This window comes from Paenibacillus artemisiicola (genome assembly GCF_017652985.1).
Classification (GTDB): domain Bacteria; phylum Bacillota; class Bacilli; order Paenibacillales; family Paenibacillaceae; genus Paenibacillus_Z; species Paenibacillus_Z artemisiicola.
In genome coordinates, this window is the sequence record NZ_JAGGDJ010000052.1 from 1 (window position 1) to 24,589 (window position 24,589).

24 protein-coding genes are annotated in these 24,589 nt (G+C 65.7%); 16 read left to right on the top strand and 8 right to left on the bottom strand.

Annotation, left to right across the window (positions count from 1 at the left end):
- The 3 genes from I8J29_RS29185 to I8J29_RS29195 all read left to right on the top strand — a co-directional run.
- A partial coding sequence (locus I8J29_RS29185; RefSeq protein WP_208850845.1) for an FAD-dependent oxidoreductase occupies nt 1-2,219 on the top strand: 2,219 nt, incomplete at its 5' end.
- A gap of 139 nt (nt 2,220-2,358) precedes the next feature.
- Nucleotides 2,359-3,855, top strand: coding sequence for an FGGY-family carbohydrate kinase (locus tag I8J29_RS29190; RefSeq protein ID WP_208850846.1), 1,497 nt, complete (start codon nt 2,359-2,361; stop codon nt 3,853-3,855).
- A 307-nt stretch (nt 3,856-4,162) separates the two neighbouring features.
- Complete coding sequence (locus tag I8J29_RS29195; protein ID WP_208850847.1) at nt 4,163-4,576, top strand: hypothetical protein; 414 nt, start codon at nt 4,163-4,165, stop codon at nt 4,574-4,576.
- Nucleotides 4,577-4,744: 168 nt separating this feature from the next.
- On the opposite strand, the gene I8J29_RS29200 is transcribed toward I8J29_RS29195, so the two are convergent.
- Nucleotides 4,745-5,698, bottom strand: a complete 954-nt coding sequence (locus I8J29_RS29200) for an alpha/beta hydrolase (RefSeq protein WP_208850848.1) — start codon at nt 5,696-5,698, stop codon at nt 4,745-4,747.
- Nucleotides 5,699-5,850: 152 nt separating this feature from the next.
- On the opposite strand from I8J29_RS29200, the gene I8J29_RS29205 reads away from it, so the two are divergent.
- Nucleotides 5,851-6,381 (top strand): hypothetical protein, encoded by a 531-nt coding sequence (locus I8J29_RS29205; RefSeq protein WP_208850849.1) that lies wholly within the window; start codon nt 5,851-5,853, stop codon nt 6,379-6,381.
- A 75-nt stretch (nt 6,382-6,456) separates the two neighbouring features.
- Here I8J29_RS29205 and I8J29_RS29210 read toward each other — a convergent pair whose 3' ends face one another.
- Nucleotides 6,457-7,140: an NUDIX hydrolase gene (locus tag I8J29_RS29210; protein ID WP_240546570.1), complete on the bottom strand. Its 684-nt coding sequence runs from the start codon at nt 7,138-7,140 to the stop codon at nt 6,457-6,459.
- A 2-nt stretch (nt 7,141-7,142) separates the two neighbouring features.
- On the bottom strand, nt 7,143-7,637 hold the full coding sequence (gene mscL, locus I8J29_RS29215; protein ID WP_208850850.1) for a large conductance mechanosensitive channel protein MscL: 495 nt from the start codon (nt 7,635-7,637) through the stop codon (nt 7,143-7,145).
- 169 nt (nt 7,638-7,806) lie between these two features.
- Between mscL and I8J29_RS29220 the strand changes: the two genes are divergently transcribed.
- The 3 genes from I8J29_RS29220 to I8J29_RS29230 all read left to right on the top strand — a co-directional run bounded on the left by I8J29_RS29220 (nt 7,807) and on the right by I8J29_RS29230 (nt 12,055).
- Nucleotides 7,807-9,612 (top strand): ATP-binding protein, encoded by a 1,806-nt coding sequence (locus I8J29_RS29220; RefSeq protein ID WP_208850851.1) that lies wholly within the window; start codon nt 7,807-7,809, stop codon nt 9,610-9,612.
- Nucleotides 9,613-9,851: 239 nt separating this feature from the next.
- Nucleotides 9,852-11,006 (top strand): DNA alkylation repair protein, encoded by a 1,155-nt coding sequence (locus I8J29_RS29225; RefSeq protein ID WP_208850852.1) that lies wholly within the window; start codon nt 9,852-9,854, stop codon nt 11,004-11,006.
- Entirely contained in the window at nt 11,003-12,055 is a 1,053-nt protein-coding gene (locus tag I8J29_RS29230) for an FUSC family protein (RefSeq protein WP_208850853.1), read from the top strand. Before I8J29_RS29225 ends, I8J29_RS29230 begins: the two co-directional genes overlap by 4 nt.
- A gap of 276 nt (nt 12,056-12,331) precedes the next feature.
- On the opposite strand, the gene I8J29_RS29235 is transcribed toward I8J29_RS29230, so the two are convergent.
- A complete protein-coding gene (locus tag I8J29_RS29235) occupies nt 12,332-13,171 on the bottom strand; it encodes a phytanoyl-CoA dioxygenase family protein (RefSeq protein WP_208850854.1) in 840 nt (279 codons plus the stop codon).
- Between the two features lie 464 nt (nt 13,172-13,635).
- Between I8J29_RS29235 and I8J29_RS29240 the strand changes: the two genes are divergently transcribed.
- From I8J29_RS29240 to I8J29_RS29280, 9 genes are all read left to right on the top strand, one after another.
- Nucleotides 13,636-15,666, top strand: coding sequence for an ABC transporter substrate-binding protein (locus I8J29_RS29240; RefSeq protein WP_208850855.1), 2,031 nt, complete (start codon nt 13,636-13,638; stop codon nt 15,664-15,666).
- Between the two features lie 88 nt (nt 15,667-15,754).
- Nucleotides 15,755-16,753 (top strand): ABC transporter permease, encoded by a 999-nt coding sequence (locus I8J29_RS29245; protein ID WP_208850856.1) that lies wholly within the window; start codon nt 15,755-15,757, stop codon nt 16,751-16,753.
- Nucleotides 16,750-17,916 carry an ABC transporter permease gene (locus I8J29_RS29250; RefSeq protein ID WP_240546571.1) on the top strand — a complete coding sequence of 389 codons (1,167 nt, stop codon included), beginning with the start codon at nt 16,750-16,752 and terminating at the stop codon, nt 17,914-17,916. The genes I8J29_RS29245 and I8J29_RS29250 overlap by 4 nt, the downstream gene beginning before the upstream one ends.
- Nucleotides 17,917-17,928: 12 nt before the next feature.
- The gene (locus tag I8J29_RS29255) at nt 17,929-19,002 is read left to right on the top strand and encodes an ABC transporter ATP-binding protein (RefSeq protein ID WP_208850857.1); all 1,074 of its coding nucleotides are present in this window, start codon (nt 17,929-17,931) and stop codon (nt 19,000-19,002) included.
- Nucleotides 19,003-19,037: 35 nt separating this feature from the next.
- Nucleotides 19,038-20,063 carry an ABC transporter ATP-binding protein gene (locus I8J29_RS29260; protein ID WP_208850876.1) on the top strand — a complete coding sequence of 342 codons (1,026 nt, stop codon included), beginning with the start codon at nt 19,038-19,040 and terminating at the stop codon, nt 20,061-20,063.
- Nucleotides 20,060-20,371 carry a hypothetical protein gene (locus tag I8J29_RS29265; RefSeq protein WP_208850858.1) on the top strand — a complete coding sequence of 104 codons (312 nt, stop codon included), beginning with the start codon at nt 20,060-20,062 and terminating at the stop codon, nt 20,369-20,371. The genes I8J29_RS29260 and I8J29_RS29265 overlap by 4 nt, the downstream gene beginning before the upstream one ends.
- Nucleotides 20,372-20,376: 5 nt before the next feature.
- Nucleotides 20,377-20,847, top strand: a complete 471-nt coding sequence (locus I8J29_RS29270) for a hypothetical protein (protein WP_208850859.1) — start codon at nt 20,377-20,379, stop codon at nt 20,845-20,847.
- Nucleotides 20,848-20,871: 24 nt separating this feature from the next.
- Nucleotides 20,872-21,921, top strand: coding sequence for a substrate-binding domain-containing protein (locus tag I8J29_RS29275; RefSeq protein WP_208850860.1), 1,050 nt, complete (start codon nt 20,872-20,874; stop codon nt 21,919-21,921).
- Between the two features lie 162 nt (nt 21,922-22,083).
- Nucleotides 22,084-22,974, top strand: a complete 891-nt coding sequence (locus tag I8J29_RS29280) for a helix-turn-helix transcriptional regulator (RefSeq protein WP_208850861.1) — start codon at nt 22,084-22,086, stop codon at nt 22,972-22,974.
- 86 nt (nt 22,975-23,060) lie between these two features.
- On the opposite strand, the gene I8J29_RS29285 is transcribed toward I8J29_RS29280, so the two are convergent.
- From I8J29_RS29285 to I8J29_RS29300, 4 genes are all read right to left on the bottom strand, one after another.
- Nucleotides 23,061-23,354: a transposase gene (locus tag I8J29_RS29285; protein ID WP_090639164.1), complete on the bottom strand. Its 294-nt coding sequence runs from the start codon at nt 23,352-23,354 to the stop codon at nt 23,061-23,063.
- A gap of 33 nt (nt 23,355-23,387) precedes the next feature.
- Entirely contained in the window at nt 23,388-23,534 is a 147-nt protein-coding gene (locus tag I8J29_RS29290; protein ID WP_177222075.1) for a hypothetical protein, read from the bottom strand.
- 111 nt (nt 23,535-23,645) lie between these two features.
- Nucleotides 23,646-23,951: a hypothetical protein gene (locus tag I8J29_RS29295; RefSeq protein WP_208850862.1), complete on the bottom strand. Its 306-nt coding sequence runs from the start codon at nt 23,949-23,951 to the stop codon at nt 23,646-23,648.
- Between the two features lie 24 nt (nt 23,952-23,975).
- Nucleotides 23,976-24,581, bottom strand: a complete 606-nt coding sequence (locus tag I8J29_RS29300) for a TVP38/TMEM64 family protein (protein ID WP_208850863.1) — start codon at nt 24,579-24,581, stop codon at nt 23,976-23,978.
- Between the last annotated feature and the right edge of the window lie 8 nt (nt 24,582-24,589).

A 24,589-nucleotide genomic window follows, 5' to 3' on the forward strand; every position in this document is an offset into this window, starting at 1 on the left:
CATGGCCGGGCGAGGTCAGCGGCGGCGCCGATGTGCGGCCGGGCGATTCGGCCGGCGAGTCCGGCGGCGGCAGCGCGGACGCGCAGGATGCGCTCGGCGCCGCGCACGCGCTTTCCGGCACGGAATCGGCGGCTTCGGCCGCTGCCGGAACGGCGCCGTGGACCGTCCGCATCCCGGCCCTCGGGAGCGGCGATACGCTCTACCCGATGGCGGACGTCCCCGCCTCGGACGTCCCCGTCATCGCCGACGTCGACGTGCTCGTCGCGGGCGGCGGGTCGAGCGGCGCCTGCGCGTCGTTCACGGCGGCCGGCGAAGGCGCGCGCACCGCGCTGATCGACCTTAATCCCGGCTTGGGCGGAACGGGCACGTTCGGCGGCGTGGACAGCTATTGGTTCGGCCGCAAGGCCGGCTACGCCGCGCGCATTCACGACGCCGTGGCGGCGCTGCAGCGGGAGCTGCGCTACAAGGGCCACAAGTGGAACATCGAAGCGAAGATGCACGCGCTGCTGGAGGAATCGGCGGGCAGCGGCGTCTTGCTGTTCCTGAACGCGATCGCGTTCGGCGCCGTCATGGAAGGCAGCCGCCTGGCCGGCGCGGTCGTCGCGACCCGCTGGGGACCGGCCGCCATCGCGGCGCGGGCGTCCGTCGACGCGACCGGCGACGGCGACCTCGCGGCGTTCGCCGGCGCGGGCTATGTGTACGGCTCGGAGCGGGACCATACGGTCATGTGGTATTCGCTCGCGCAGTATGCCGCGCCGGACAAGATTCAAAACAATTTCACGAGCATGGTCGACGTCTCGAACGCGCTCGATTACACGCGCGCCATTCTGGCGGGCCGCCGGCGCGGCGCGGCCGACGTCCACGACCACGGCACGTACGTCGCGACGCGCGAGAGCCGGCACGTCAAAGGCGACGTCGTGATGAAGCTGTCGGACCAGCTGCTGCACCGGCGCTGGCCGGACGCGATCAACGTCCACTTCAGCAATCACGACGTGAAGGGCGTCAGCGGGGCGGATTGGGTCAATATCGGCCTGATCCCGCCGAACCTGGACATCGAGATTCCGTACCGCATGCTGCTGCCCGAGGGGCTAGACGGCCTGCTCGTCGCGGGCAAGGCCGTCTCGGCGACGCACGACGCGCTGCCGGCGATCCGCATGCAGGCGGATCTCGAGAACCTCGGCGCGGCGGCCGCCCTCGCCGCCGTGCAGGCGGTCCGCGCGGGCGTACAGCCGCGCGGCATCGACCTGCGGCCGCTGCAGCTTCGCTTGGAGGCCGAAGGGCTGCTGCCGGCCGGCACCGCCGACCGGACGCTCCGCCCGCGCGCCTGCGACGACGCGGAGCTCGAACGGCTCGTCGCTTCCATCGAAGCCGAGCAGCCGCTCTACGACTATTCCAACATGCGGATGAACGAGGTCCGGACGGACCCGATTCCGTTCGTCGAGATCGTCTCGGCCGGCCCGCGGATCGTGCCGTTCCTGGAGCGGGCGCTCTCGCGCGCGAACGGCCTGCGGCGGATCCATCTGGCGCAGGCGCTGGCCATGATCGGCTCGAACGCCGGCGTGCCGGCGCTGCTCGAGGCGGTGCTGCGCGACTTATCCGGCGGCACGCTGCCGAGGCGGACGGCGGACATCATGTACGTGCAGCTGCCGCCGGATCACGGCGCGATGCCCGACGCGGCCTACCTGCTCTATTCGCTTGCGCAGGCGAAGGACGCGCGGAGCATCGAAGCCTGGAACCGGGTCGCGGCGCTGCTCGATCCGGCCGAGGACGATTTCAAAGACTCGCTGTTGGGGCTCTATTATTACGTCGACGCCGTCTGCCAGGGCGCGGAGCGGCTCGGCGACCCGGGCGCGATTCCGGCGCTTGCGGCGATTCGCCGCGTGCCGCTGCTGCGGGATCAGCAATCCCGGCACGGGTACCAGCCGGATTACTTCCCGGAGCGCCGGGCGATGCTGGAGCTGGCGATCGGCCGCGCGCTGGCCGCGTGCGGCAGCCGGGAAGGCTACGAGGTGCTGATCGGCTATCTGTCCGACGCGCGCTCGCTGCTGGCCCGCCAAGCGCTGCTGCTGCTTCGCCGGCTGAGCGGACGGACGTATCCGGCGGAGCCGGCGCGCTGGACGGCGTGGCTGGCCGAGGCCGAGGCCGGGGGCGGCTTGACGCCGCGGCCGTATGACCTTCGGCTGGACGTCGAGACGGACAGCGCGCGGATTTTGCGTTGAGACTTTACCGAGCAGGACATTCAAGCAGGCACATTCACGCCGGCCGGCACGGCCGCTGCCGGCGTTTGCGACAATATGCGGGACGAGCCGGCTTCGGATGCGAAAGCCGGTTCGCTTGCGATCAGGGGAGGGAAGCGGCATGCTGCTGGCCATCGACGTCGGCACCACGAATCTGAAAGCGGGGCTGTTCCGCGAGGACGGCTCGTCCGTCGCGCAGGCGGAGCGGCCCAACGCCAAGGCGGCGGGTCCCGCCGGGACGGTCGCTTACGACCCCGAGCGGCTGTGGGAAGCGGCCGCCGGTCTGATCCGCGACGTGACGGCGGCCGCCGGCTCGCCCCGCGTGCGGACGATCGGCCTCACGAGCATGGCGGAGAGCGGGCTGCTGCTGGATCCCCGGAGCGGCCGGGCGCGGACGCCGATTTTGCCATGGTTCGAGACCTGCTCGCTCGCGCAGGCGGAGCGGGTGAGAGGGGAGATCGACGCGAAGGCGCATTTCCGCCAGACCGGCCTGCACGCGTCGTTCAAATACGGCCTGCCGAAGCTGCTCTGGATGCGGGACCATTGTCCGGAGGCGTTCGACGGGAGCGGGGTCTGGCTGTCGGTCTCCGCGTACCTCGCCTACCGCCTGACGGGCGCGATCGCCGAGGACGAGACGCTCGCGGCCCGGACGTTCGCGTACCGGATCGACCGCCGCGAGTGGAACGAGCCGTTCATTCGCCATTTCGGCTTCGGGCCGGAGCGCTTCCCCCGCGTCGTGCCGCCCGGCAGCGCCGTCGGCACGGTCCTGCCGGACGTCGCGCCGGGGCTCGGGCTGGACGGGGGCGCGGCCGTCTGCCTCGCGGGCCACGATCACGTCGCCGCCTCGCTCGTCTGCTCGGCGGGCGGGGACGGCGTCTACAATTCCATGGGCACCGCGGAAACGCTGGTCGGCTCGATTCCCGCCCGCGCGCTGGACGACGCCGACTACGCCTCCGGGCTGTCGTTCGGGCGCCACGCGTTCCCGGACCGGATGTTCTGGATGGGCGGCCATTCGACCTCGGGAGGCTCCGTGGAATGGCTTCGCGACGTCATCGGGGACGGCGGCCTCCCGTACGCGGCGATCATGGAGCTGCTGGAAGGGACGGCGCCCGGGCCGACGGGCATCCTCTACTTTCCTTACCTCGCCGGCAGCGGGGCGCCGCGAATCGAGCCGGCGGCCAAGGCCGCGTTCGTCGGCTTGACGGCGAAGCACGGCCGGGCGGAGCTGCTCAAGGCGGCGTTGGAGGGCAACGCCTACCAGCTGGAATTCATGCGCCGCGAGGCGGAGCGGGTCGGGGGAAGCCCGATCCGCGGGATGAACGTTGTCGGCGGAGGCGCGAAGAACGGCGTTTGGCTGCAGATCAAAGCCGACGTGTCGGGCATCGCCCTGACGGTGCCGGGCGCCGCCGAGGCGACGCTGCTCGGCGCGGCGCTGGCCGCCGGCGTCGGTTCGGGCGTCTACGGCTCGTTCCGGGAAGCGGCGGCCGCGGCGCGCCGGCCGGCAAGCCGGCGGTACGAGCCGGACCCCGGGCGCCACGCCCGGTACGCGCGGCTGTTCGAGCACGGGTACATGGCGCTGCTTGGCCCGCTGTCGGCCTATTACAAAGGCCTGTCCTAATCGTTATAATCGGCTGAATGCCCGGCCGTCCGGCCGCCCGCGGGTCTTCCGCGGGCGGCTTTTCGTTTGGCGGTACGCGCGGCCTCCGGCAGCATTTCGCGGGGATCGCGCGGGACGGCGGCGTTCCGCGCCCGCCCGGATGCCGCGGTTTCCGGCCGCTCCGGCGGCGGGACGGTTGCCGGGCCAGGCGCGCGCCCCCGCGAATTTCCTGCGCTGCAGCTTGTGCGCTTGGCATTGGCATCTTGTCTTATTCAAGGATGTCCCCCTTCACATAGAGTAAATTAGCTCTCGAGAAGGAGGAATTACAATGTCCGCGAAGTTTAAAGTGAAGAACGTCAAGGCCGTCCGCACGAAGTCGAAGTCCACCCGTAAAGCGAAGGTGTCCAACGAAATGGTGGGCGGCGTCAGCATGGGCCACCACAGCTGCTGCGACCGCCGCGACGGCGCCGTCGAAGGCATCCAAGAGGCCGGAGCCGATCTGAGCGATCTGTTCTGCCAGCTGAAAAACCCGGTCGTCGCCGCCAAGCTCGTCCGCGCCATCCGCTGCAGAAACCGCAAGATCGTCGAAGAACTCATCGGCGCGAACTGCCAAGTCGTCTGTTTCTTCCACCAAGGCCGCTTTGCCTGCGTCCGCATCGCGTGCACGTTCGGCAACTGCTGCGACGTCCGCATCACGTTCGACATCTGCGTCTCCCAAGGCAACTGCCGCAACGTATTCTAATTCTCTTCTCGATTCTCCCGCAAGGCCGGCATGTCCCGGGAAGGTCCGCATGGATGCTTCCCGGGGCATTTTGGCGCGCAGCGCGAAGAGGCCGTTCCCGCCAACCGGCGCCGGAACGGCCTTTCGTCGTATGCGCTTCCCTTGCCGCCTCGCCGCCTCGCCGTCCGGTCAAGCCTCCGGCGCCTGCAGCCATGCGTTGGCGAGCAGGAGCGCGCCGCGCGCCGCGGCGGTGCCGGCCAGCTCGTTCAGCATGACGAAGTCGTGGATGATGCCCTGGAAGCGGACCGCCGTCACGCGCACGCCGGCCTCCCGGAGCTTCGCGGCGTACGCTTCGCCCTCGTCGCGCAGCACGTCGGCTTCGCCCGTGATGACGAGCGCAGGGGGCAGGCCCTTCAGCTGCTCGACCGTCGCCCGCAGCGGCGACGCCGTGATCTGCGCCCGCTGCTCCGGGTCGGTCGTGTATTGGTCCCAGAACCACTGCATCCCTTCGCGGCTGAGAAAATATCCTTTCGCGAACCGCTCGTAGGACGGCGTATCGAACGCCGCGTCCGTGACGGGATAGAACAGCAGCTGCTTGGCGATCTTCGGGCCGCCGCGCTCCTTGGCCATCAGCGTCACGGCCGCGGTCATGTTGCCGCCGACGCTGTCGCCGGCGACGGCGAGCCGGTCCGGATCGGCCCCGAGCTCGTCCGCATGCTCGGCGGTCCACCGGAGCACCGCGTAGATTTCCTCGATCGCGGACGGGTATTTATGCTCGGGCGAGAGGCCGTATTCGGGGAAGACGACGACCGACCGCGAGCCGTCCGCCAGCTCGCGGATCAGCCGGTCGTGCGTGTGCGCGTTGCCGAACACCCAGCCCGCGCCGTGAACGTAGACGACGACCGGCAGCGTGCCTTCGGCCCCCTTCGGCTTCAGGATCGTCACCGGCACGCTGCCGCCCGAACCGTTCGGCACGAGCCGCTTCTCCATCCGCACGTCCGGCTTGTCGGCCGGGCTCGTCTGCACCTCGTCCACCTGCTTGCGGCCCTTCTCCGGGCCGAGCTCGTACAGGAACGGCGGATTCGCCGTCTTCTCCGCGAATTGCCGCGCTTCCTTCTCCAAGATCACGTCGTTGCCTTGCATGTCGATCGTACTCCCTTCCTGCTGGAATGCGTGCCGCTCTTGTCTTAATACACGGCAGGGGCAATTGCGAAACCGGCGCGGGAGGGGCGAACCGATGCCGGGCCCCCGGCATATGCTGATGACCAGAACGCTTGCAAAGGGAGGGGACAGGTATGCCGTTCATTCCGAATTTCCCGCAGTCGCTGCTCGAAGAGCATATGCGCTGGCATCATGCGAACCATTACGACGACTTCTCGCAGCTTCCCCCGGGCTACGGACAGAGCTTCCTCAATTTCCACCGCCAGTTCATTAATAAGGTCTACCAATGGTACGGCACGACGGGCTACGACCCGCGGGCGATCGCAGGCTGGCAGAGCGTCCCGGAAGCGATCCGCAACACGGCCTGCTACAACCGCGCGGCGGAGGCCCGCGTGCTGAACAATCCGCAGTCGTTCGCGTCGGCGGACCAGCTGGGCATCTTCCTCGAGGCGTCGAACCTGCACGGGTGCATTCATCAGGAGTCCGCCCGCCTCTTCGGCGAGCCCGCGCTCAACGACTTCGACGAGGCGCCGCGGACGACGATGTTCTATAACATCCACGGCATGATCGATCAGTGGTACCGCAATTGGGAGCGCGCGGCCGGAATCGCCCGGGCAGCGGGCAAACCGTCATCCGGCGCGGCCCGCAAGCGGAACCGGCGCTAGTCCCGGCGCGGCCGCCGTCCGCGCAGCGCAAAAAGGACCGCGAATGCTCGCGGTCCTTCTTGGCATGCCTGCCGCTCACAGACGGAGCAGCAGGTCGCGGAACACGCCGCTGTAATAGGCGGCCGGCCGCGGCACGAAGCTCGCGGCTTCGACGTCCGTCTCCGCGTCCTCCGGCGCGCCGTCCGCGCCGAGACGAAAGCCGGACGCGCGCACCCGGTCCGTCCGGTTCTCGAACAGCGCGATCATGGCCTCCAGCTCCGCCTCGTAGACGCCGGCTACCTCCTCGCGCTGCAGCGTGAGCGCGGAGAGCGGCTCCCCGTAGACGAAGCCGTACACGCCGCTGATCTCGCGGTCGACGAAGGCGAGGCCCTTCGCGGTGCCGGCCGCTTCCTTGCGGGCTTCGCCGAGCGGGATCAGCGCTTCGAACGGAATGGCGGCGCCGAGCTCCTCCTCGATCTCCCGCGCCGCGTCCCGCATCGTCTCGCCGGCGGACAGATGGCCCGCCGCCGTAATGTCGAACAGGCCGGGGAACGTGTCCTTGCCCGCCGACCGCTGCTGGAACAGGACGAGCTTCCGGTCGCCGTCGCGCCGCGCCAGCCAGCAGTGGATGGACCGGTGCCAGAGGCCGCGGGCATGCACCTCGCCGCGCAGCGCGGTGCCGAGATGGAGGCCGTGCTCGTCGTAGATATCGAACCGTTCCTCTTCGCCGGCCGGACCGGCTTCGCCGCGCGGGGCCCGCGCATCCCGTTCCATGTCCATCGTCAGGACAAGCCTCCTTCAAGCTCGGGCTCGACCTCGAGATGGGACGTGCAGTGCGAGCAGCGCGTCGCCTTGATCGGGATCTTGGACAGGCAGTACGGGCAGTTCTTGTCCGTCGGCTCGGCCGGAGCGGCCGGGTCGGGCTGGCCTAGGCGGCGCAGCGCGTTCGCGCCCTTGACGATCATGAAGATACAGAAGGCGACGATCGCGAAGTCGAGTATGACGTTAAGGAAATTGCCGTAGGCGATGACCGTAACCGATTCCTTCTGCGCATCGGCGAGCGTCGTCGGATGCTTGTCCAGCTTCGATATTTGAATGAATTGGTCGACCAGGTTGACGCTGCCGAGCAGCCGGCTGATCGGCGGCATGATGATGTCGTTCACCAGCGAGGTGACGATCTTGCCGAAGGCGCCGCCGATGATGACCCCGACCGCGAGATCGAGCACGTTGCCGCGGACGGCGAATTCCTTGAACTCTTTCAATACTTTTTTGATCATGATTCCACTCCTTCCACTTGTCTTATTATAGCGGACGGCGCGGCCGCATCAAGCCCGAATTCCCGGTTCCGGGACCCGGTCGCAAAAGCGTGTCGCGAAAAAAAGGTTTTTCTGGAAATCTGTCGAAATGGAGGACGTAACCACTACTTCGGACTATTGGAGAAACGTCATGATGGAACCTTGGATTGGCGATAAATGGATGATGCTCCTGCTCGCGCTGGCGATCCATTTATTCGCGTCGATGACCATTTATAGCATGATCGGCCAGCTCAAGCGGGTGCGGGCCATGCATCCGTACTGGCTGCTGAGCGGCGCGCTCGTCTACGCGCTCGGCCTGTGGGTCAGCCATTTCATCATCCTGCTGACGTCCGACTCGATGATCGCCATCGACTGGACGAGCGCGGTCAAGCTGTTCGGCATCATGGCCTGCACGTACGGCTCGTTCCGGCTGCTGGGCTCCCGGGCGTCGTACGCCGTCCGGCTGTTCGGCGGCAGCCTGCTCATGGCGCTCGGCGCGAATCTCGTGCTGTACACCGCGCTGCTCGGCAACCAGGCGGAAGCGTTCCGCGTCGATCCGAGCTTCGTGCTGTTCACGTTCCTGTTCGGCTTCGTCGGCACGGCCGGCTCGCTCTACCTGTTCGACCGCAAAGCCGGTTCGCCGCTGGTGCCCGGCCTGCTGCTCGGCCTGACGGACATGGTCATGGAGCTGTTCGGGCTCGGCACGGTCACGAGCGTCGACGCCGGCTACGTCCTGACCGCCGACCGGCTCAACGATTACATGCAGCTGCTGTCCATCGTGCTCGGCCTCGCGACGCTCGTCATCTTCGCGTTCAGCCTGGTCGCGCGCTACGTGGACCGCCGGTACACGTCCATCAACGAGCGCTACAAGCTGCTCGTCGAGAATTCCATCGACATGATCGCCGTCATCCGCGACGAGCATTGGGAATACATCAACCGCTCCGGCATGCGCATGTTCGAGGCCGAGAGCGGACGCGACCTGATCGGCCGCAGCATCTACCTGCACCTGCAGCCGAAGTTCCACGCGCCGATGCGGCATCTGCTGCAGACGCCGCGGCCGAAGGAGCGGCAGTCGCCGATCGAGATGGACTGGTTCACCGCGCAGGGCGGGACGCTGCATACGGAGGTCATCGAATCGGTCACGAAGCTGTCGGGCCAGCCGGTCACGCAGGTGATCATCCGGGACATCTCGGAGCGGAAGAAGAACGAGGAGCTGCTGATCAATTCCGAGAAGCTGTACGTCGCCGGGCAGCTCGCCGCGGGCATCGCCCACGAGATCCGCAATCCGCTGACGTCGCTCAAGGGCTTCCTGCAGCTGATCGCCTCCGGCCGGAGCAGCAAGAACTACTACGACATCATGAAATCGGAGCTGACCCGCATCGAGTCGATCGTCAGCGAGCTGCTTATGCTGTCCAAGCCGCAGATCTACGACCTGTCGCATCAGGACATCCGCGTGCTGATCGCGGATACGATTACCTTGCTGGAGGCGCAGGCGATCCTGCACGACATCGTGATCGAGGCGAATCTCGGCGACGAGCCGCTCTGGGTGCACGGCGTGGAAAACCAGCTCAAGCAGGTGTTCATCAACGTGATCAAAAACGCGATCGAGGTCATGCTGGACGGCGGAAGCATCGACGTCGCCTGCATGCGCGACGCGGGCGGGCGCATCGTCGTGCGGATCGCGGACCGGGGACCCGGCATCGCGGAGGACCAACTGGCGAAGATCGGGCAGCCGTTCTATACGACGAAGGAGAAGGGCACGGGCCTCGGCCTTATGGTGACGTACAAGATCGTGGACAACCACCAGGGGAGCGTCGTGGTCAACAGCCGCGTCGGGGAAGGCACGACGTTCGACATCCTGCTGCCGTACCAGGCGCCGCCGGGCGCCGAAGAGTCGGGCCGGGGCAAGGTCATTTCGCTGCACCGGTACCGCGAAGACAACGAAAGCGCGTCTTAGTCCGCCATAAGTCGTTCCGTTCGCCGGATCCGGCGGCCGGTTTTCGCTGCCAATGGCGGCGGAAGCCGGCCGTTTTCGCGCGCGGCGGACGCGGCGGCGAACGGCTTCGGCGCGGATGGAAACGAAAGACCGGTGGGGCGGAAGGCGCGTAAACGGCGTATAGGGAGGAAAGGGACCGCGCGCTTTTTTATCTTCGCCCGCGGATCGTCTATAATAGCGGAAGGAGGCGAGAGAAGAACATGCCCGAACCGTTGAAAGCGATGTATGATCTGCCGTTTCTCCGGCAGTTCGCGGCGATCGTGTCGTCCGCTTGGCCGGCCTTCCCCGGGGAGGACTTCGTCCGGCGCGCGACCGCCGCGGGCTGGGAGGAGCTGGAGCTGAAGGGCCGCATGCGGCGGATTACGACGTCGCTCGGGGAGACGCTGCCCCCGAATTATCCGGAAGCGCTTGACGTGCTGCTGTCCGTCTGCGACCGGTGCGGCGGCTTTCCTTATTTGTTTTTTCCCGATTTCGTCGAAACGTACGGCCTGGACGACTGGGAGCGGTCGATGGCCGCGCTGGAGCGCTTCACCGTCCAATCCTCGGCGGAATTCGCGATCCGGCCGTTCATCCTGCGGGAGCCCGAACGGACGATGGTGCGGATGGCGGAGTGGTCCCGCCACGGCAACGAGCACGTCCGCCGGCTGGCCAGCGAAGGCTGCCGGCCCCGCCTGCCGTGGGCGCAGGCGCTGCCTCCGTTCAAGCGCGACCCGTCGCCGATCCTGCCGATTCTGGAGCAATTGAAGGCCGATCCGTCCCTGTACGTGCGCAAGAGCGTGGCGAACAACCTGAACGACATCGCCAAGGATCATCCGGACGTCGTCAAGGCGATCGCCGCGCGTTGGATGGGCCGGAATCCGCTGACCGACTGGATCGTCCGGCGGGGCTGCCGCTCGCTCGTCGGCGCCGCCGATCCGGAGGCGCTGGCGCTGTTCGGCTACGAGGGAACGGCCGCCGCGGACTTGGTCGCGGCCGCCGAGCTCGTGGCGGCGCATCCCGAAGCGGAGCTCGGGGGCAGCACGGAGCTGCAGTACGCGCTGCGGCTGAAGGACGAGGGAGCGGGGCCGGTCCGGCTGCGGCTGGAGCTCGGCGTCGGCTACGTGAAGTCCGGCGGCAAAGTATCGGAGAAGCGCTTCCTGCTCGGCGATAAGCGCGCGATGCCCGGCGCGGGCATCCAAGGCGCGAAGCGGATCGACTGGAAGGACCTGTCGACGCGCAAGCATTACGCGGGGCCGCACCGGCTGGCGCTGCTCGTGAACGGTGCGGCCGTCGCGGAGACGTCCGTCCTGCTGCGGGACGGGGCGCAAGCGGCGCGGGCGGCGGGCGCCGCCCCGGCAAGGAGCGATGACGCATGACGATCGGAGCGCGCGTCGTCAAGACCGGCCTGGCCGTGGCGCTGGCCGTGTACGTCAGCACGCTGCTGGGCTTCCCGTCGCCGATCATTTCCGCGGTCGCCGCGATCTTCACGATCCAGCCGTCGATCTCGCGTTCCTGGCAGCAGGTGGTGGAGCAGGTGCAGACGAACGTGCTCGGCGCCCTGCTCGCGCTGGCCGCGGTCCGGCTGTTCGGGCAGACGCCGATCGCCCTCGGCATGGTGTGCATCATCGTCATTCTCGTCTGCATCCGGCTGCGGATGGAAAGCACCGTGGGCCTGACGCTCGTTACGGTGGTGGCCGTCATGGAGGCCAACAACCAGGCGGGCTGGCAGTTCGCGGTCGAGCGGCTGCTCATGGTGCTGACGGGGATGGCCGCGGCGTTCGTGGTGAACATCCTCGTGCTCCCGCCGCGGCCGCGCAAGCAGTTCATCGCGCAGGTGCACGACGCGCACGACCAACTGTCGCTGCTGCTGCGCATGGCGATCTCGAACGAGATGAAGGAGAGCGTCCACCGCGACGAGAAGGAGAAGCTGCAGGGCAAGCTGCGCAAGCTCGACGAGGCGCACCGGCTGTTCGAGGAGGAGCGGCCGCTGATGCCGAACCGCAAGCAGGCGAACGCGCGGCAGCTGATTCTGTCCAGGCACTTGATCAAGGCGCTGCACAAAGGCGTGGACCTGCTGGAAGCGGTGGAGGAGCATTACTTCGCCGTCTCGGGGTCGGAGGCGTGGGCGCAGCGGTTCGACCAACAGATCGAGGAGCTGTCGAAGTACCACGAGCATCTGCTGCTCAAGCTCGAAGGCAAGATGAAGGCGAACGCCGCCATCGAGCCGGAGGAGGAGCGGGAAGGCCGGCTAATCGCGCAGCTGAGCGATTATTTGCACCGGAGTCCCGAGGAATACAAGCGGCTCGTCTTCGTCGCGTCGACGATGCTGGAATACGCCTACCATCTGCGCCGGCTCGACCGCGTCGCGGACCAGGTCCAGCAGCGCCGGGAGGCGGAGGCGGCGGAAGCGCAGCGACCCGTTTAGCGGCAGCCAAACGGCGGCCTGCCGCAGCCAAACGGCAGCCAGCCGCAGCCAAACGGCAGCCAAACGGCAGCCAAACGGCAGCCCGGCCGCAGCCAAACGACCGCCGATAGCCGCCGTTCTCGCCGCCTTGGCGCACGCCGAGGCAGGACCGAACGGCCTGCCGACCGCGCATGGCGCGGTTTTTTTTATGCCCGTACGGAGCCGCGGCCCTCGCTCGGCTGCGCCTCCGACGAACGGAAGAGCCCGCCATTTGAATGGCGGGCTCTTCTCGCGGGCTTAGCCGGCCGATTCCCGGGCGGGCGCGGTATACACGAGCGGGAAGTCGTCGCCGGTCAGCAGCTCGCCCGGCTTCACCCGCACGTAATCGTGCATCGGATGCTCGGCGCGCGGCTCGTAGCGGATATGGCCGGGCATGTAGTGGACCGTGATCGCGCGGCGCTTCAGCTCGGACCGGTTGTGCGGGCTGCCGTGCCAGGTCAGGCTGTGGTGATACCCGACCTGGCCTTTTTTGATTTCGAACGGGACGGCTTCGACGACCGCGCCCGGCGGCAGCAGATCCGGCTGCTTATGATAAGGCTTGAACGCCTTGTCGCTCGCAAGATGCTTCTGGTGGTTGCCCCATTTATGGCTGCCCGGCACCATCCACATGCAGCCGTTCTCGATGACCGCGTCGTCGAGCGCCACCCAAGCGCTGACGAGATCGGCCGGCTGGATGATCGGCCACAGCGGGTGGTCCTGGTGCCAGCCCGTCGGGCCTCCGGACAGGGGCGGTTTGTATTGGATCTGGTCATGCCACACGCGGAGCTCGCCGGTCCGGCAGAGCTGCGCGACTTCTTCGCAGATGCGGGGGTTGGCCGCATGCCGGAGGAAGGCGTCGCTGGCCATCCATATATTGACGATCTGGACGACCCGTTCGTTCACGGTCATTTTCATGTTGTCGTACAGCGTGCCCCCGCCCAGCATGTTATGGTTCAAGACCGGCTTCTTGACCGTCCTGCCTTCCATGACGTCGTCCAGCTCCCGGCGTAGCCGCTCCACCTCGTCCTCGTCAAGCACGATATCCCCTTTAAGAAATCCGCTGCGGTCGAATTCTTCGATCTGGCTTTGCGTCAGCATGCGCTCTGCACCTCACAGGTTTGAATTTGGCCGTACTCTCGATTCCAGCATACTAAGCTTTCGCCCGGATGTATTTAGCAGAATGCCAGGCAGTTTTGCGATTTTTCCATATCGCGAAGTCGAATCGGACCTTATTCTGTCGAACGTAACGAAATCTGGGAAAAACGCAAATAAACCTTCTTTTTTTCTAAATACAAGCGGGGGGCGCGTTAGTATGATGAAAGCGCAATCATTCTTGCGATGGAACAACGCCTCAGGAGACCATTACGGGAACGCGCCGGGGAGGCGCGTCCGAAAAAGGGGAGGGTTCGTCGTTTCGTTCGGTTTCCCCCGGTCGCTCCGCAACTATGCGCAAACCTATATATATACGCGGAACGGTCGTCCGTCATCACGGATGCAAGCGATTGCCATGACGAATGGAAAAGCCGGTAGGTCAGCCAAAAATTAACGGTCGGAGGATGCCTATGAGAAAAAAGAAGCACAGATCGCTCGCGCTATTGTGCGCGGTCGCGCTGATTCTGTCCGCCGCCTTGAGCGCGTGCGACAGCGGAGGCGGCGGAGGCGCCGAAATCGGAGCCATTAACGATACGGCCAAGGAAGGCGACGCCGCCGGCAACGCCGGCGGCACGAACGCGAAGGCCGACAACGCGAAGCCGGAGAACGACGCCGATGCCGCGGCGCCGGCGGACGAAGGCGCCGCGCCGGCGGAAGACGTCAAGCTGACCGACTTCAAGCAGTCGCCGGCGCTGGACAGCTTCGCGGTCGCGTTGAAGGACCGCCTGCCCGAGGACTACAAGATTACGAACGAAATGCCCAGCAGCCTGCTGAAGTACGAGGTCGGCACGTACGGCGGCACCCTTCGCACGGTGACGTCGGTCGTCGACTGGGACGCGGACGTCTTCATCATGAACGACGAGGCGCTGCTGAACACGCCGGGCCTGCTCGGCGAAGAGGTCACGGGCAACGTCTTGAAGAGCTACGAGATGAGCGACGACGAGAAGACCTTCACGTTCCATATGCGCAAGGGACTGAAGTGGTCGGACGGCCAGCCGGTGACGACCGAGGACGTCCGGTTCGCCGTCGAGGACGTGCTGTTCAACAAGGAGCTGACGCCGATCTTCCCCGCTTGGCTGAACGCGGGCGGCGATCCGAACGGCAAGCCGTTCGCGTTCGAGCTGATCGACGAGTACACCTTCAAGCTCAGCTTCGACCAGCCGTACGGCGGTTTGCTGCTCAGCCTGGCGGTCCAGGGCTGGCGCGGGTACACCGACCTGCTGAAGCCGGCGCATTTTCTGAAGAACTACCACACCAAGTATACGGAGCTCGCCAAGCTGGAGCCGGAGATCAAGAAGGCCGGATTCAAGAAGGGCGAGTGGGTGAATCTCTTCAATGACGTGGACGTCACGAACTGGGATCTCACGAAGCCCAGAGCCATCGGCTTCCCGGTGCTCTATCCGTGGATGATGACGAAGAAGACGAACACGACGGCGACCTTCGAGCGCAACCCGTATTATTTCAAGGTCGACTCCGCGGGCAACCAGCTCCCGTACATCGATAAAATCCAAAGCACGCTCGTTCAGGACATCGAGATGGTCACGCTGAAGACGATCGCCGGCGAGGTCGACTTCTCCCGCGAATCGGCGTCCCTGGTCAAGATGCCGCTGTACCGCGAGAACGAGAGCAAGGGCTTCAAGGCGCTGCTCAGCAATCTTCACGTGTCGCCGACGGACATCTTCCTGAATCTCAGCAGCAGCGACAAGAACTGGTCGCAGGTCGTGAACGACGTGCGGTTCCGCAAGGCGCTCAGCCTCGCGCTCGACCGCGACGAGATCATCGACTCCATCTATTACGGGTTCGCGGAGAAGAACAGCTGGCAGGATTCCACGTACAACGTGGACGAAGCCAACAAGCTGCTCGACGAGATGGGGATGAAGAAGGGCTCCGACGGCTTCCGGGCCGGACCGGACGGCAAGAAGTTCACGATTCCGCTCGAAGTCGGCGCGCAGGCGCCCGACATCGTGCCGATGACCGAGCTCGTCGTCGAGATGTGGAAGCAGCTCGGCCTCGACGTCACGATGAAGAAGATCGACGGGACGCTGTGGGGCAAGCGCAACGAGGCGAACGAGCTGAAGGCGACCATCATCTGGGCGGCCGACCCGATGTGGTATTACGGCGATTGGGGTCAGGGCATCTGGGGGCCGGCCTGGAACCTGTACAATACCTCCGGAGGCAAGAAAGGCGTCAAGCCGCCGGACGACGTCGCGGCGTTCTACCAGAGCCTGGCAAGGGCGAACGTCGCCAATCCGAAGGACGCCAAGGCGATCGTCGACAATGAGATCAAAAAAGCGCTCGGCGACAAATTCTACTTCATCGTACCGCTTCAGAACGTCAAGCAGCCGCTCATCGTGAACGCGAAGCTGCGCAACGTCGGCAACGAGAACGCGCTTGCGGTCGCGACCGATTACGCCGGCGAGCAGCTGTTCTTCGGCAAGTAAGCCCAGGCTCGGCATCGCCCAGGAGCAACGGCAGCGTCTTTGCCGCCTGGGCGCTGCCGTTTGAGCCATTCCCGAGAGGAGGGAGCGCATGCTCCATTACATCGGCTACCGGGTGCTGCAGCTGATCCCGCTGCTGATCGCGATCAGCATCATCGTGTTCTTCATCATCCAGCTGCCGCCCGGCGATTTTCTGTCCACGTACATCCAGCAGCTGGAGCTGTCCGGCACGAAGGTCGACGCCGGCACGATCCTGAATTTGCAGCGGCAGTACGGGCTGGATCAGCCGTTCATCGTCCAATACCTCATCTGGATCAAGAACATCGTCGTGAACGGCGACCTGGGCCGTTCCTTTCAATGGAACCAGCCGGTATCCGAGGTGCTCGGCGGCCGGCTGATGCTGACGATGGTCATTTCGGTCGTCTCGCTGATCTTCGTCTGGATCGTCGCGATTCCGATCGGCATCTACTCCGCCGTGCGGCAGTATTCGATTCTCGATTACGTGTTCACGTTCATCGGCTTCATCGGGCTCGCCGTTCCCGGCTTCCTGATCGCGCTGGTCGTGTTGTACTTCGTGTTCGCCACGACGGGCGTCTCGCTAAGCGGCCTGTTCTCGCCGGAATACGTGGACGCGCCGTGGAGCATGGCGAAGGTGATGGATATGCTTCCGCGGCTGGTGCTGCCCGTCGTGATCATCGGCATGTCCGGCACGGCCGGCCTGATCCGCGTCATGCGGGGCATGCTGCTCGACGAGCTTTCGAAGCAATACGTCATCACCGCCCGCGCCAAAGGGGTCGAGAGCAAGAAGCTGCTGTTCAAGTATCCGGTCCGCATGGCGATCAATCCGCTCATCAGCACCATCGGGTGGACGCTGCCCGCGCTCATCTCCGGCGAAGCGATCGTGTCCATCGTCATGAATCTGCCGACGACCGGGCCCGTGCTGCTGCGGGCGCTCATGTTCCAGGATATGTACCTCGCGGGCAGCTTCCTGCTGATCGTGAGCGTGCTGACCGTCGTCGGCACGCTGATATCCGACATTCTGCTCGCGTGGCTCGATCCGCGCATCCGGTTTGGAGGGGTTGCCGATTGAATACCGCCGTACCGACGAAAGCGGAGAAGAAACGATGGTTCCGCCTCGGCAAGGTCCCGAAGACGGCCGAGCCGGACGAGGCGTACGAGGTCGCTTCCCAGTGGAAGCTGATGTGGTGGAAATTCAAGAAGCACCGCATCGCCATGGCCGCGGCCGTCGTGCTCGTCCTGTTCTACCTGTCCGCGCTGTTCTGCGAATTCCTGTCGCCGCATCTGCCGCTCGACCGGTACACCGCCTATAAGAACGCGCCTCCGCAGGCGATCCATTTCTACAGCAAGGAATCCGGCTTCAGCCTGCGTCCGTTCGTCTACGACATGAAAATGAGCGTCAACCAGGAGACGTTCCTCCGGACGTTCCAGCCCGATACGTCCAAGAAGTATTACCTCCACTTCTTCGTCAAGGGACGGGAATATACGATGTGGGGGCTGTTCAAGACGGACATCCACCTCTTCGGGACGAAGGACGTCCGCGCCCCGCTGTTTCTCGCCGGGACGGACGATCTCGGACGCGACCTGCTGTCCCGGATGATCTACGGCGGCCGGATCTCGCTTTCCTTCGGGGTGCTGGGCATCGTGCTGACGCTGATCCTCGGACTGCTGCTCGGCGGCCTGTCGGGCTATCTCGGGGGCGTGACCGATACGATCGTGCAGCGGACGATCGACCTGCTGATCTGCATTCCGACGATTCCGCTGTGGATGGCGATGTCCGCCGCGCTGCCGCGCGACTGGTCGGCGCTGGAAATCTACTTCGGCATGGTCATCATCTTCTCGATCATCGGCTGGACGGGGCTGGCGCGCGTCGTGCGGGGCAAGATTCTGTCGCTGCGCGAAGAGGACTTCACGATGGCGGCGCGGCTCGCCGGCGCGAGCGATCTGCGGATCATCCGCAAGCATCTGCTGCCGTCGTTCGCCAGCTACACGATCGTGACGGTGACGCTGTCCATCCCGGCGACGATTCTCGGCGAGACGGCGCTCAGCTTCCTCGGGATCGGCCTGGCCCCGCCGGTCGTCAGCTGGGGCGTGCTGCTGCAGGATTCGCAAAATCTCGAGACGCTGGCCCACCATCCTTGGCTGCTCTGGCCGGCGGCGCTGATCGTCGTGACCGTGTTGATGTTCAATTTCTTGGGAGACGGGCTCCGCGACGCGGCCGATCCCTACAAATAAGGAGGCCGTGCGATGAGCATCGAGCTGCCGAACCGGCCGCTGGCCGGCTCGATCGAGGACGACGACGTCATTTTGCAGGCGACCGGCCTGAAGGTGCATTTCCATTTGGACGAAGGCAGGCTCAAATCCGTTGACGGCGTGGACCTGCTCATCCGCAAGGGCAAAACGCTGGGCATCGTCGGAGAGAGCGGCTGCGGCAAGAGCGTGACGTCGCAGGCGCTGCTGCGGATCGTGCCGAAGCCGGGCCGCGTGGAGGGGGAAATTCTGCTTAAGCGCGGGGGCGGCGAGGCGAAGGCGGAGGTCGTCGATCTGGCGAAGCTGGACGGGGACGGCAAGGAGATCCGGAGCGTCCGGGGCGGGGAGATCGCGATGATTTTCCAAGAGCCGATGAAGGCGTTCTCGCCGATCCACACCATCGGCAACCAGATCATGGAGGCCATCCTGCTGCACCGGACGAACGACAAGAAGGAGGCGCGGGAGATCGCGCTCGAGACGCTCGCCAGCGTCGGCATGTCGAACCCGAAGCAGCGGCTGGACGAATATCCCCATCAGCTGTCCGGCGGCATGCGCCAGCGCGCGATGATCGCCATGGCGCTCGCCTCGCACCCGAAGATCCTGATCGCGGACGAACCGACGACGGCGCTGGACGTGACCGTGCAGGCCCAGGTGCTGATGCTGATCAACCGGCTGAAGGAGAAGCTCGGCACGTCGGTCGTCTTCATCACGCACGATCTCGGCGTCATCGCGGAAATGTCCGACGAGGTGGCGGTCATGTATCTCGGCAAAGTCGTCGAATACACGGACGTCGATACGCTGTTCTACGGCCCGCGCCATCCGTACACGAAGGCGCTGCTGCATTCGATTCCGTCCGTCGCGCACCGGAACGCGCGGCTCGAATCGATCGAAGGCTCGGTGCCGTACCCGATGAACCTTCCGGCGGGCTGCGGGTTCTACTCCCGCTGCCCGAAGGCGCAGGCGGGGGCGTGCAACGTCGCGGACATTCCGCTGATCAAGGTGAAGGACAATCATTACGTGCGCTGTCTGTTCGCCGAAGACGATAAGACCGGAGGAGGTGCGGGACAATGAGCGTGCGCGAGGCCGATCTCGGAGGCCGGGCCAACATGGGGGCCGGGCAAGGCGACGTCATTTTGAACGTCCAATCGTTGAAAAAATATTTTCCGATCCGGAAAGGCTTTCTCCAGCGGACGGAAGGCTACGTCAAGGCGGTCGACGACGTGAGCTTCTATATCCGCGAAGGCGAGACGTTCGGGCTCGTCGGCGAATCCGGCTGCGGCAAGACGACGCTCGGCCGCTGCGTGCTGCGGGCCATCGAGCCGACGGAAGGGGCGACGCTGTTCAAGGACCGGGAAGGCCGCGTCAGCGACCTCAACAGTCTGGACAACAAACGTATGCGCAAGCTCCGCCGGGACATCCAGCTGATCTTCCAGGATCCCTATTCGTCCCTCAATCCCCGGATGACCGTGTACAACATCGTGGCGGAGCCGCTGATCTGCAACGGGCTCGCGCACGGCGAAGAGCTGCGGAGCCGGGTCCGCCAGCTCATCGAGCTGGTCGGGCTGAACAGCCGCCACATGGACCGGTATCCGCACGCGTTCAGCGGCGGCCAGCGCCAGCGGATCGGCATCGCCCGCGCGCTCGCGACGAATCCGCGGTTCGTCGTCTGCGACGAGGCGGTCAGCGCGCTGGACGTGTCCGTGCAAGCCCAGATCTTGAACCTGCTGCAGGATTTGCAGCGGCAGCTCGACCTTAGCTACTTGTTCATCTCGCACGACTTGGGCGTCATTCAGCATATCTCCGACCGGGTCGGCGTCATGTACGTCGGGCGGATGGTGGAGACGGGTCGGACCGCGGAGCTGTTCCGGCGGCCGCGCCATCCGTATACGGAGGCGTTGCTGTCCGCCAAGCCGGTGCCGGATCCGCGCCGGAAGTCCGAGCGGATCGTGCTGCAGGGCGAGGTCGCCAATCCCGCGAAGCCGCCGTCGGGCTGTTATTTTCACCCGCGCTGTCCGTACGCGCAGGAGACGTGCAGGCTTCAGAAGCCGGAATGGCGAAGAGTCGGCGAGGATCATTTCGTCGCCTGCCACCTCGCCGACGAATTGACGCTGCAGGGAGCGCTCGAATTATGAGCCCCCTCCTCGGCGCGATCCTGCTCTACGTCGCGGCGTTGATCGGCTTCCTGCTCGGCACGGCGGCGTTCGTCCGCTTCGCGGTCAATCGCCTGATCGGGCGGAAGCACCGGCTGCTGGAAGAAATCTTGGACACCGGCAAGCTGCCGCAGGCCTGGACGGACGGGGCCGCCCGGCCCGCGGACGCGGAGAAGCGGGTCAGGCGGCTGGCGGCTTACGTCCGCAAGACGCGGCTGGTCGACGGCGAAGAGACCCGCGCGCTGCTGCTGGCCAGGCTGGAGCAAGCCGGAACGTCCGGAAAGGAATAGCGCGCATGGATCCTTATCTGAGACAAGAGAAACGCAGGGCCAGCGCCGGCTTTCTGTCCTGGCTGCTCGTCCTCGCGCCGTCGCTGCTCGCCCTGTTCCTATGGCTGTCGCTGCAGCGGGCGATCGAGATCGCGCTCGTCGCGGGCGGCGTCAGCACGTGGTCGTGGAGCGCGATCAAGTCGTTCGCGTTCATCGGCTTCGGCCTGGCGTGGCTCGCCGGCGTCTTCTTGATGCAGCATCTGCTGTACCGGAGCGCGCTCCGCGGCCGGCTGTCCGACCGGATCCTGCAGCTGCTCGCGCTGCTGCTGGGGCTGCTGGCGTGCAGCCAAGCGATCCGCTATCCGCTCGGCGAGACGGCCACTTTCCGTTCGCTGCTGCCGGTCGTCCTCGAGGCGGCGGCGGCCGTCCTGCTGTACGCGGGCTGCCGCATCGCCCGCGCGCGGCGGGCGGCCCGATCGGATCCGGCGGATCGTTAGCTTCGAGAAGATGAGGAGGACCCGATGGGAGAAGTGCCGCACTACCTGACGATCAAACGCGACATTCAACGGCTGATCCGCGACGGGCAGCTCCTTCCCCACGTGCTGCTGCCGGGACGCTGGAAGCTCACGGAGCAATACGGCTGCAGCTGGGCGACGGTCAACCGCGCCATCCAGGAATTGATTCTCGAAGGCATGCTGTACGCCGAGAAGGGGAAGGGGACGTTCGTCAGCCCCGCGGCTCCCGGGCGGGCAGGCCCGGTCCGCACGCTGTCCGTGCTGCTGTGCAGCTTTACCGAGAGCGTCTACCATTCCGTGCTGAAATTGATGCAGGGCATTCACGAGGCGGCGGGCGAAAGCGGCGTGCACGCGGAATTTACCGGCATGCGGGAACCGGGGCGGCTCCATGACCTGGGCGGACTCGACGGCCGGATCGTCATCACGCCGGGGGCGGCGGATTATCCCGAGCTGGCCAAGTCGGTCTCGCGCGGAGAGCGGTTCGTCGTGCTCGGCTCCGAATTCCGCGAGCCCGGCGGGCGGTGGGTCAGCTCCGATACGCGGGAAGGGACGCGCCGGGCGGTCGGGCAGCTGCTCGCCGCCGGACACCGCCGCATCCTGCTGTTCGGGCTGCGGCGCGGCATGGCAAACTACGAGCAGAAGGCGCGCGGGTACGAGCTGGCGCTGACCGAATACGGCCTGAAGCCCGACGCGGACTGGATGGTGTACCGCCCCGAGAAGCCGGCGGACGCCGAAGCGCTGCTTGGCCGCTGGATGGGCGGACATCCCGCGTGCAGCGCCGTGTTCGCCGCGGATTACACGTCGGGCTTGGCCGTGCTCGGCTGGGCGATGAAGGCCGGCGTCCGCATTCCGCGGGACCTCTCGCTGTTCGTCATGGGGGAAGTGGATTCGTCGCCGTATCTGGTCGTGCCGCCGAGCAGCGTGGTGCAGCCGTTCGCGGAGATGGGCAGGCAGGCGGTCCGGATGGCGCTCGGCGACGACGACGATCCGTGGGCGCTGCTGCCTTGCCGGATCATTGACCGCCAATCGGTCCAGCCGCCCTCCGGCTGGGGTTAGAGAAGCGCGGAAGAGCGTCGGAGGACGGGCTCGTCGACGGGCTCGTCGGCGCGATGAAAGGGGATCAGCTGACGCTACGGCAGTCAAGGTACGCGCGATGCCAGGCGAAGACAAGGCTCAGATCGGGTTAAGGCAGGGATTCTTATCGGGAGGCGACCGTTCATGCATATGGGGAACTTGATGGAATTGACGCCGAGATTGAATTTCGCGAGCCGCGACCGGGCACGGGCGGGGGACCGCTGGGGGCCGCGGACGATTCCGGATTGGCAGATCTTCTCGGTCGTGTCCGGAGAAGCGCTTCTGAAGCTGGGCAGGCAAACCTACCGGATCCGTCCGGGCGAAAGCGTACTCTACGGGCCGAACAGCCCGCATGATCTGTCCGCCGAGATGCCGACCGAATATTTCAGCTTCCACTTCTCCTGGCACGAGACGTCCCCGGCACCGGTGCATCCCGCGTACCGCATCCAGAACGTGCCGGCCGGAGCGATGACGACGCGGCCCGAAAGCTGCGGCGTATTCGTGCCCGGCGTGGGCGAGATGGAAATTCCCCCTCATTTTCCGACGGGCGGCTTGGATGCCATCATGTTCCGGATGGTCAAGGAGTACCATGACGAAGCGGCCGGCAATTATTTTCTGCTGCGGGCGATGCTGATGGAGCTGCTCGTCCTGCTCATCCGGCAGCTCGCCCGCCAGCATAAAGGCGCGCCCGCCAGCAAGATCGAGCCCGCGCTTGCCGCCATCCGGGACAATCCCGGCGCGAAATGGTCGGTGTGCCGGCTCGCCGAGATGTGCGGGTACCATCCGAGCTACTTTACGGGCTTGTTCTTTCAGGAGGTCGGGCAAAATCCGAAGGAGTACCTGATCGCGGAGCGGGTCCGGCAGGCGAAGACGGCGCTGCTCAAGGGCGAGCCGGTCGAACAGATCGCCGAAAGCCTAGGCTATGCCAGCATCCATTATTTCAGCAGCAGCTTCAAAAAAGCGACGGGTCTGTCGCCGAGCGAATTCAAACAGAAACCGATCACCCTGGTGCATATGCTGGCCGTCAAATCCTGATTCTCACCCTGATCCGCCCGCGCCCATACGAATAACAAACGCCCTTGCACCGGACCGGCTCGGCCGGCGTGCAAGGGCGTTCCGCATTAGTTCGTTTCCTTCGTGTCCTTCGGATGGCGGCGCGGATGCTGCAGATGCGCCTCGAGCGAGCTCGTCTCCTTCTTGGCCACGAGCCGCACGTCGGTCTTGCCTTCATGGTGATTCTCGAAATCGAGCTGCGTAAGCTCCCATTCCGTCGTGCCGAGCTGCGGATCGGCGGGGAAGATGTCGCCGCGGCTCAGCTTCTCCTCGCGACCCCATTCGTTCTTGTAGACGCCGTCCACCTCGACCGGCTCGCCGGATACGGGCTCCATTTCGAAATGCCCTTGTTGTTCGCTCATATCGATCGCCTCCTGATGGTTCGCGGCCGCGGCTTACAGGCCGTGCTTCGGCACGGCGGCGCGGTCGGCGTCGGATTGGGCTTTGCTTGCCGCTTCCTTGCCTTGGCCGCCGCCGCGGTCCGCTTTGGACTGCGCCCTGCTCGCTGCGCGCTGCAGATGGGAAGGATGTTCGCCTGGCATGCTGATCGTCCTCCTGATCGGATAAGTCATGATGACCCACCTTCAGTGTGCCACGGCGGCGCGCAAACTATGTGCGCGCCGGCGCGGCCGAATCGCCGGCGGGCGGCGCCGTTACAGCAGCCGCAGGCCGCAGCCGGGGCACTCGGCGTCCCGGTGCGTCGTCGCGGCGCCGCAGGCCGGGCACGGCTCGCTGAAGGGCTCCCGCTGCGCGGCGAGCTGCCGGGCGGCCGCTTCCGCTTCTTCGTCCTTCGCGGCGTCCTGACGCCCCGCGGCGCCGCCGAAGAGCGCCTCCACGAACTGCCGGAGCTCGGAGGCGCGGCCGGAGTCGTCGGCGGCGAGCCGGACGACGAGAATCATGGCCGCGACGAGCGCGCCGGCAACCGCGAGGACGATCAAGGTCGCAATCGTGTTCATCATGGGGCGGACGCTCCTTCTCGCGGGCTATTTCAACTGATAACGGGCTTCCAGCCGCTTGCCGCCGAACCACATGACGACCAGCAGCACGAGCGCGAGCAGAATCCGCCACGGCTGCTCGAGCAGGTCGCCGATGTTGAAGCTGAGCAGCGAGACGGCGAAGATCATGACGGCTTTGCCGAGCAGGATGGCAAGGGCGAAGGAGCGGAACGAGATGCCGCTCAAGCCGGAGATGACGTTGATGAGCGCGGACGGAGAGAAGGGAAAGCAGGCGAAGAGGAAAATCGGCGTGAATCCCTTGCGCTCGACGTAGCCGAGCAGCTTGCCCGCGCGCGGGAAGCGTCTGCGCAGCCAGCCGCCGAAATGGCCCCCGAGCTTGCGCGAGAGCCAGAACAGCAGCAGGGAGCCGGCGCAGACGCCGAGCCACGAGTAGAGCGAGCCGAGGAACAGGCCGTAAATGTTGGCGTTGGCCGCCACGAAGACGAGCAGCGGAAGCACCGGAAGGAACGATTCCGCGAAGGGCAGGAGGATGCCGGGGAGCGGACCGAAGGCGGAGTAGCTTTCAAGCGTCCGCTGCAAATGCTCCAAGTCCATGCCCTTCAGCTTTTGGAGCCAGTTTTCGACCAATTCCATCCCTTGTC

Excerpts from the sequence above, each read along its gene's own strand:
- I8J29_RS29190 (WP_208850846.1), top strand. The coding sequence starts at position 2,359 with ATGCTGCTGGCCATCGACGTCGGCACCACGAATCTGAAAGCGGGGCTG.
- I8J29_RS29195 (WP_208850847.1), top strand. The coding sequence starts at position 4,163 with ATGTCCGCGAAGTTTAAAGTGAAGAACGTCAAGGCCGTCCGCACGAAG.
- I8J29_RS29200 (WP_208850848.1), bottom strand. The coding sequence starts at position 5,698 with ATGCAAGGCAACGACGTGATCTTGGAGAAGGAAGCGCGGCAATTCGCG.
- I8J29_RS29205 (WP_208850849.1), top strand. The coding sequence starts at position 5,851 with ATGCCGTTCATTCCGAATTTCCCGCAGTCGCTGCTCGAAGAGCATATG.
- I8J29_RS29210 (WP_240546570.1), bottom strand. The coding sequence starts at position 7,140 with ATGGACATGGAACGGGATGCGCGGGCCCCGCGCGGCGAAGCCGGTCCG.
- mscL (WP_208850850.1), bottom strand. The coding sequence starts at position 7,637 with ATGATCAAAAAAGTATTGAAAGAGTTCAAGGAATTCGCCGTCCGCGGC.
- I8J29_RS29220 (WP_208850851.1), top strand. The coding sequence starts at position 7,807 with ATGATGGAACCTTGGATTGGCGATAAATGGATGATGCTCCTGCTCGCG.
- I8J29_RS29225 (WP_208850852.1), top strand. The coding sequence starts at position 9,852 with ATGCCCGAACCGTTGAAAGCGATGTATGATCTGCCGTTTCTCCGGCAG.
- I8J29_RS29230 (WP_208850853.1), top strand. The coding sequence starts at position 11,003 with ATGACGATCGGAGCGCGCGTCGTCAAGACCGGCCTGGCCGTGGCGCTG.
- I8J29_RS29235 (WP_208850854.1), bottom strand. The coding sequence starts at position 13,171 with ATGCTGACGCAAAGCCAGATCGAAGAATTCGACCGCAGCGGATTTCTT.
- I8J29_RS29240 (WP_208850855.1), top strand. The coding sequence starts at position 13,636 with ATGAGAAAAAAGAAGCACAGATCGCTCGCGCTATTGTGCGCGGTCGCG.
- I8J29_RS29245 (WP_208850856.1), top strand. The coding sequence starts at position 15,755 with ATGCTCCATTACATCGGCTACCGGGTGCTGCAGCTGATCCCGCTGCTG.
- I8J29_RS29255 (WP_208850857.1), top strand. The coding sequence starts at position 17,929 with ATGAGCATCGAGCTGCCGAACCGGCCGCTGGCCGGCTCGATCGAGGAC.
- I8J29_RS29260 (WP_208850876.1), top strand. The coding sequence starts at position 19,038 with ATGGGGGCCGGGCAAGGCGACGTCATTTTGAACGTCCAATCGTTGAAA.
- I8J29_RS29265 (WP_208850858.1), top strand. The coding sequence starts at position 20,060 with ATGAGCCCCCTCCTCGGCGCGATCCTGCTCTACGTCGCGGCGTTGATC.
- I8J29_RS29270 (WP_208850859.1), top strand. The coding sequence starts at position 20,377 with ATGGATCCTTATCTGAGACAAGAGAAACGCAGGGCCAGCGCCGGCTTT.
- I8J29_RS29275 (WP_208850860.1), top strand. The coding sequence starts at position 20,872 with ATGGGAGAAGTGCCGCACTACCTGACGATCAAACGCGACATTCAACGG.
- I8J29_RS29280 (WP_208850861.1), top strand. The coding sequence starts at position 22,084 with ATGCATATGGGGAACTTGATGGAATTGACGCCGAGATTGAATTTCGCG.
- I8J29_RS29285 (WP_090639164.1), bottom strand. The coding sequence starts at position 23,354 with ATGAGCGAACAACAAGGGCATTTCGAAATGGAGCCCGTATCCGGCGAG.
- I8J29_RS29290 (WP_177222075.1), bottom strand. The coding sequence starts at position 23,534 with ATGCCAGGCGAACATCCTTCCCATCTGCAGCGCGCAGCGAGCAGGGCG.
- I8J29_RS29295 (WP_208850862.1), bottom strand. The coding sequence starts at position 23,951 with ATGATGAACACGATTGCGACCTTGATCGTCCTCGCGGTTGCCGGCGCG.
- I8J29_RS29300 (WP_208850863.1), bottom strand. The coding sequence starts at position 24,581 with ATGGAATTGGTCGAAAACTGGCTCCAAAAGCTGAAGGGCATGGACTTG.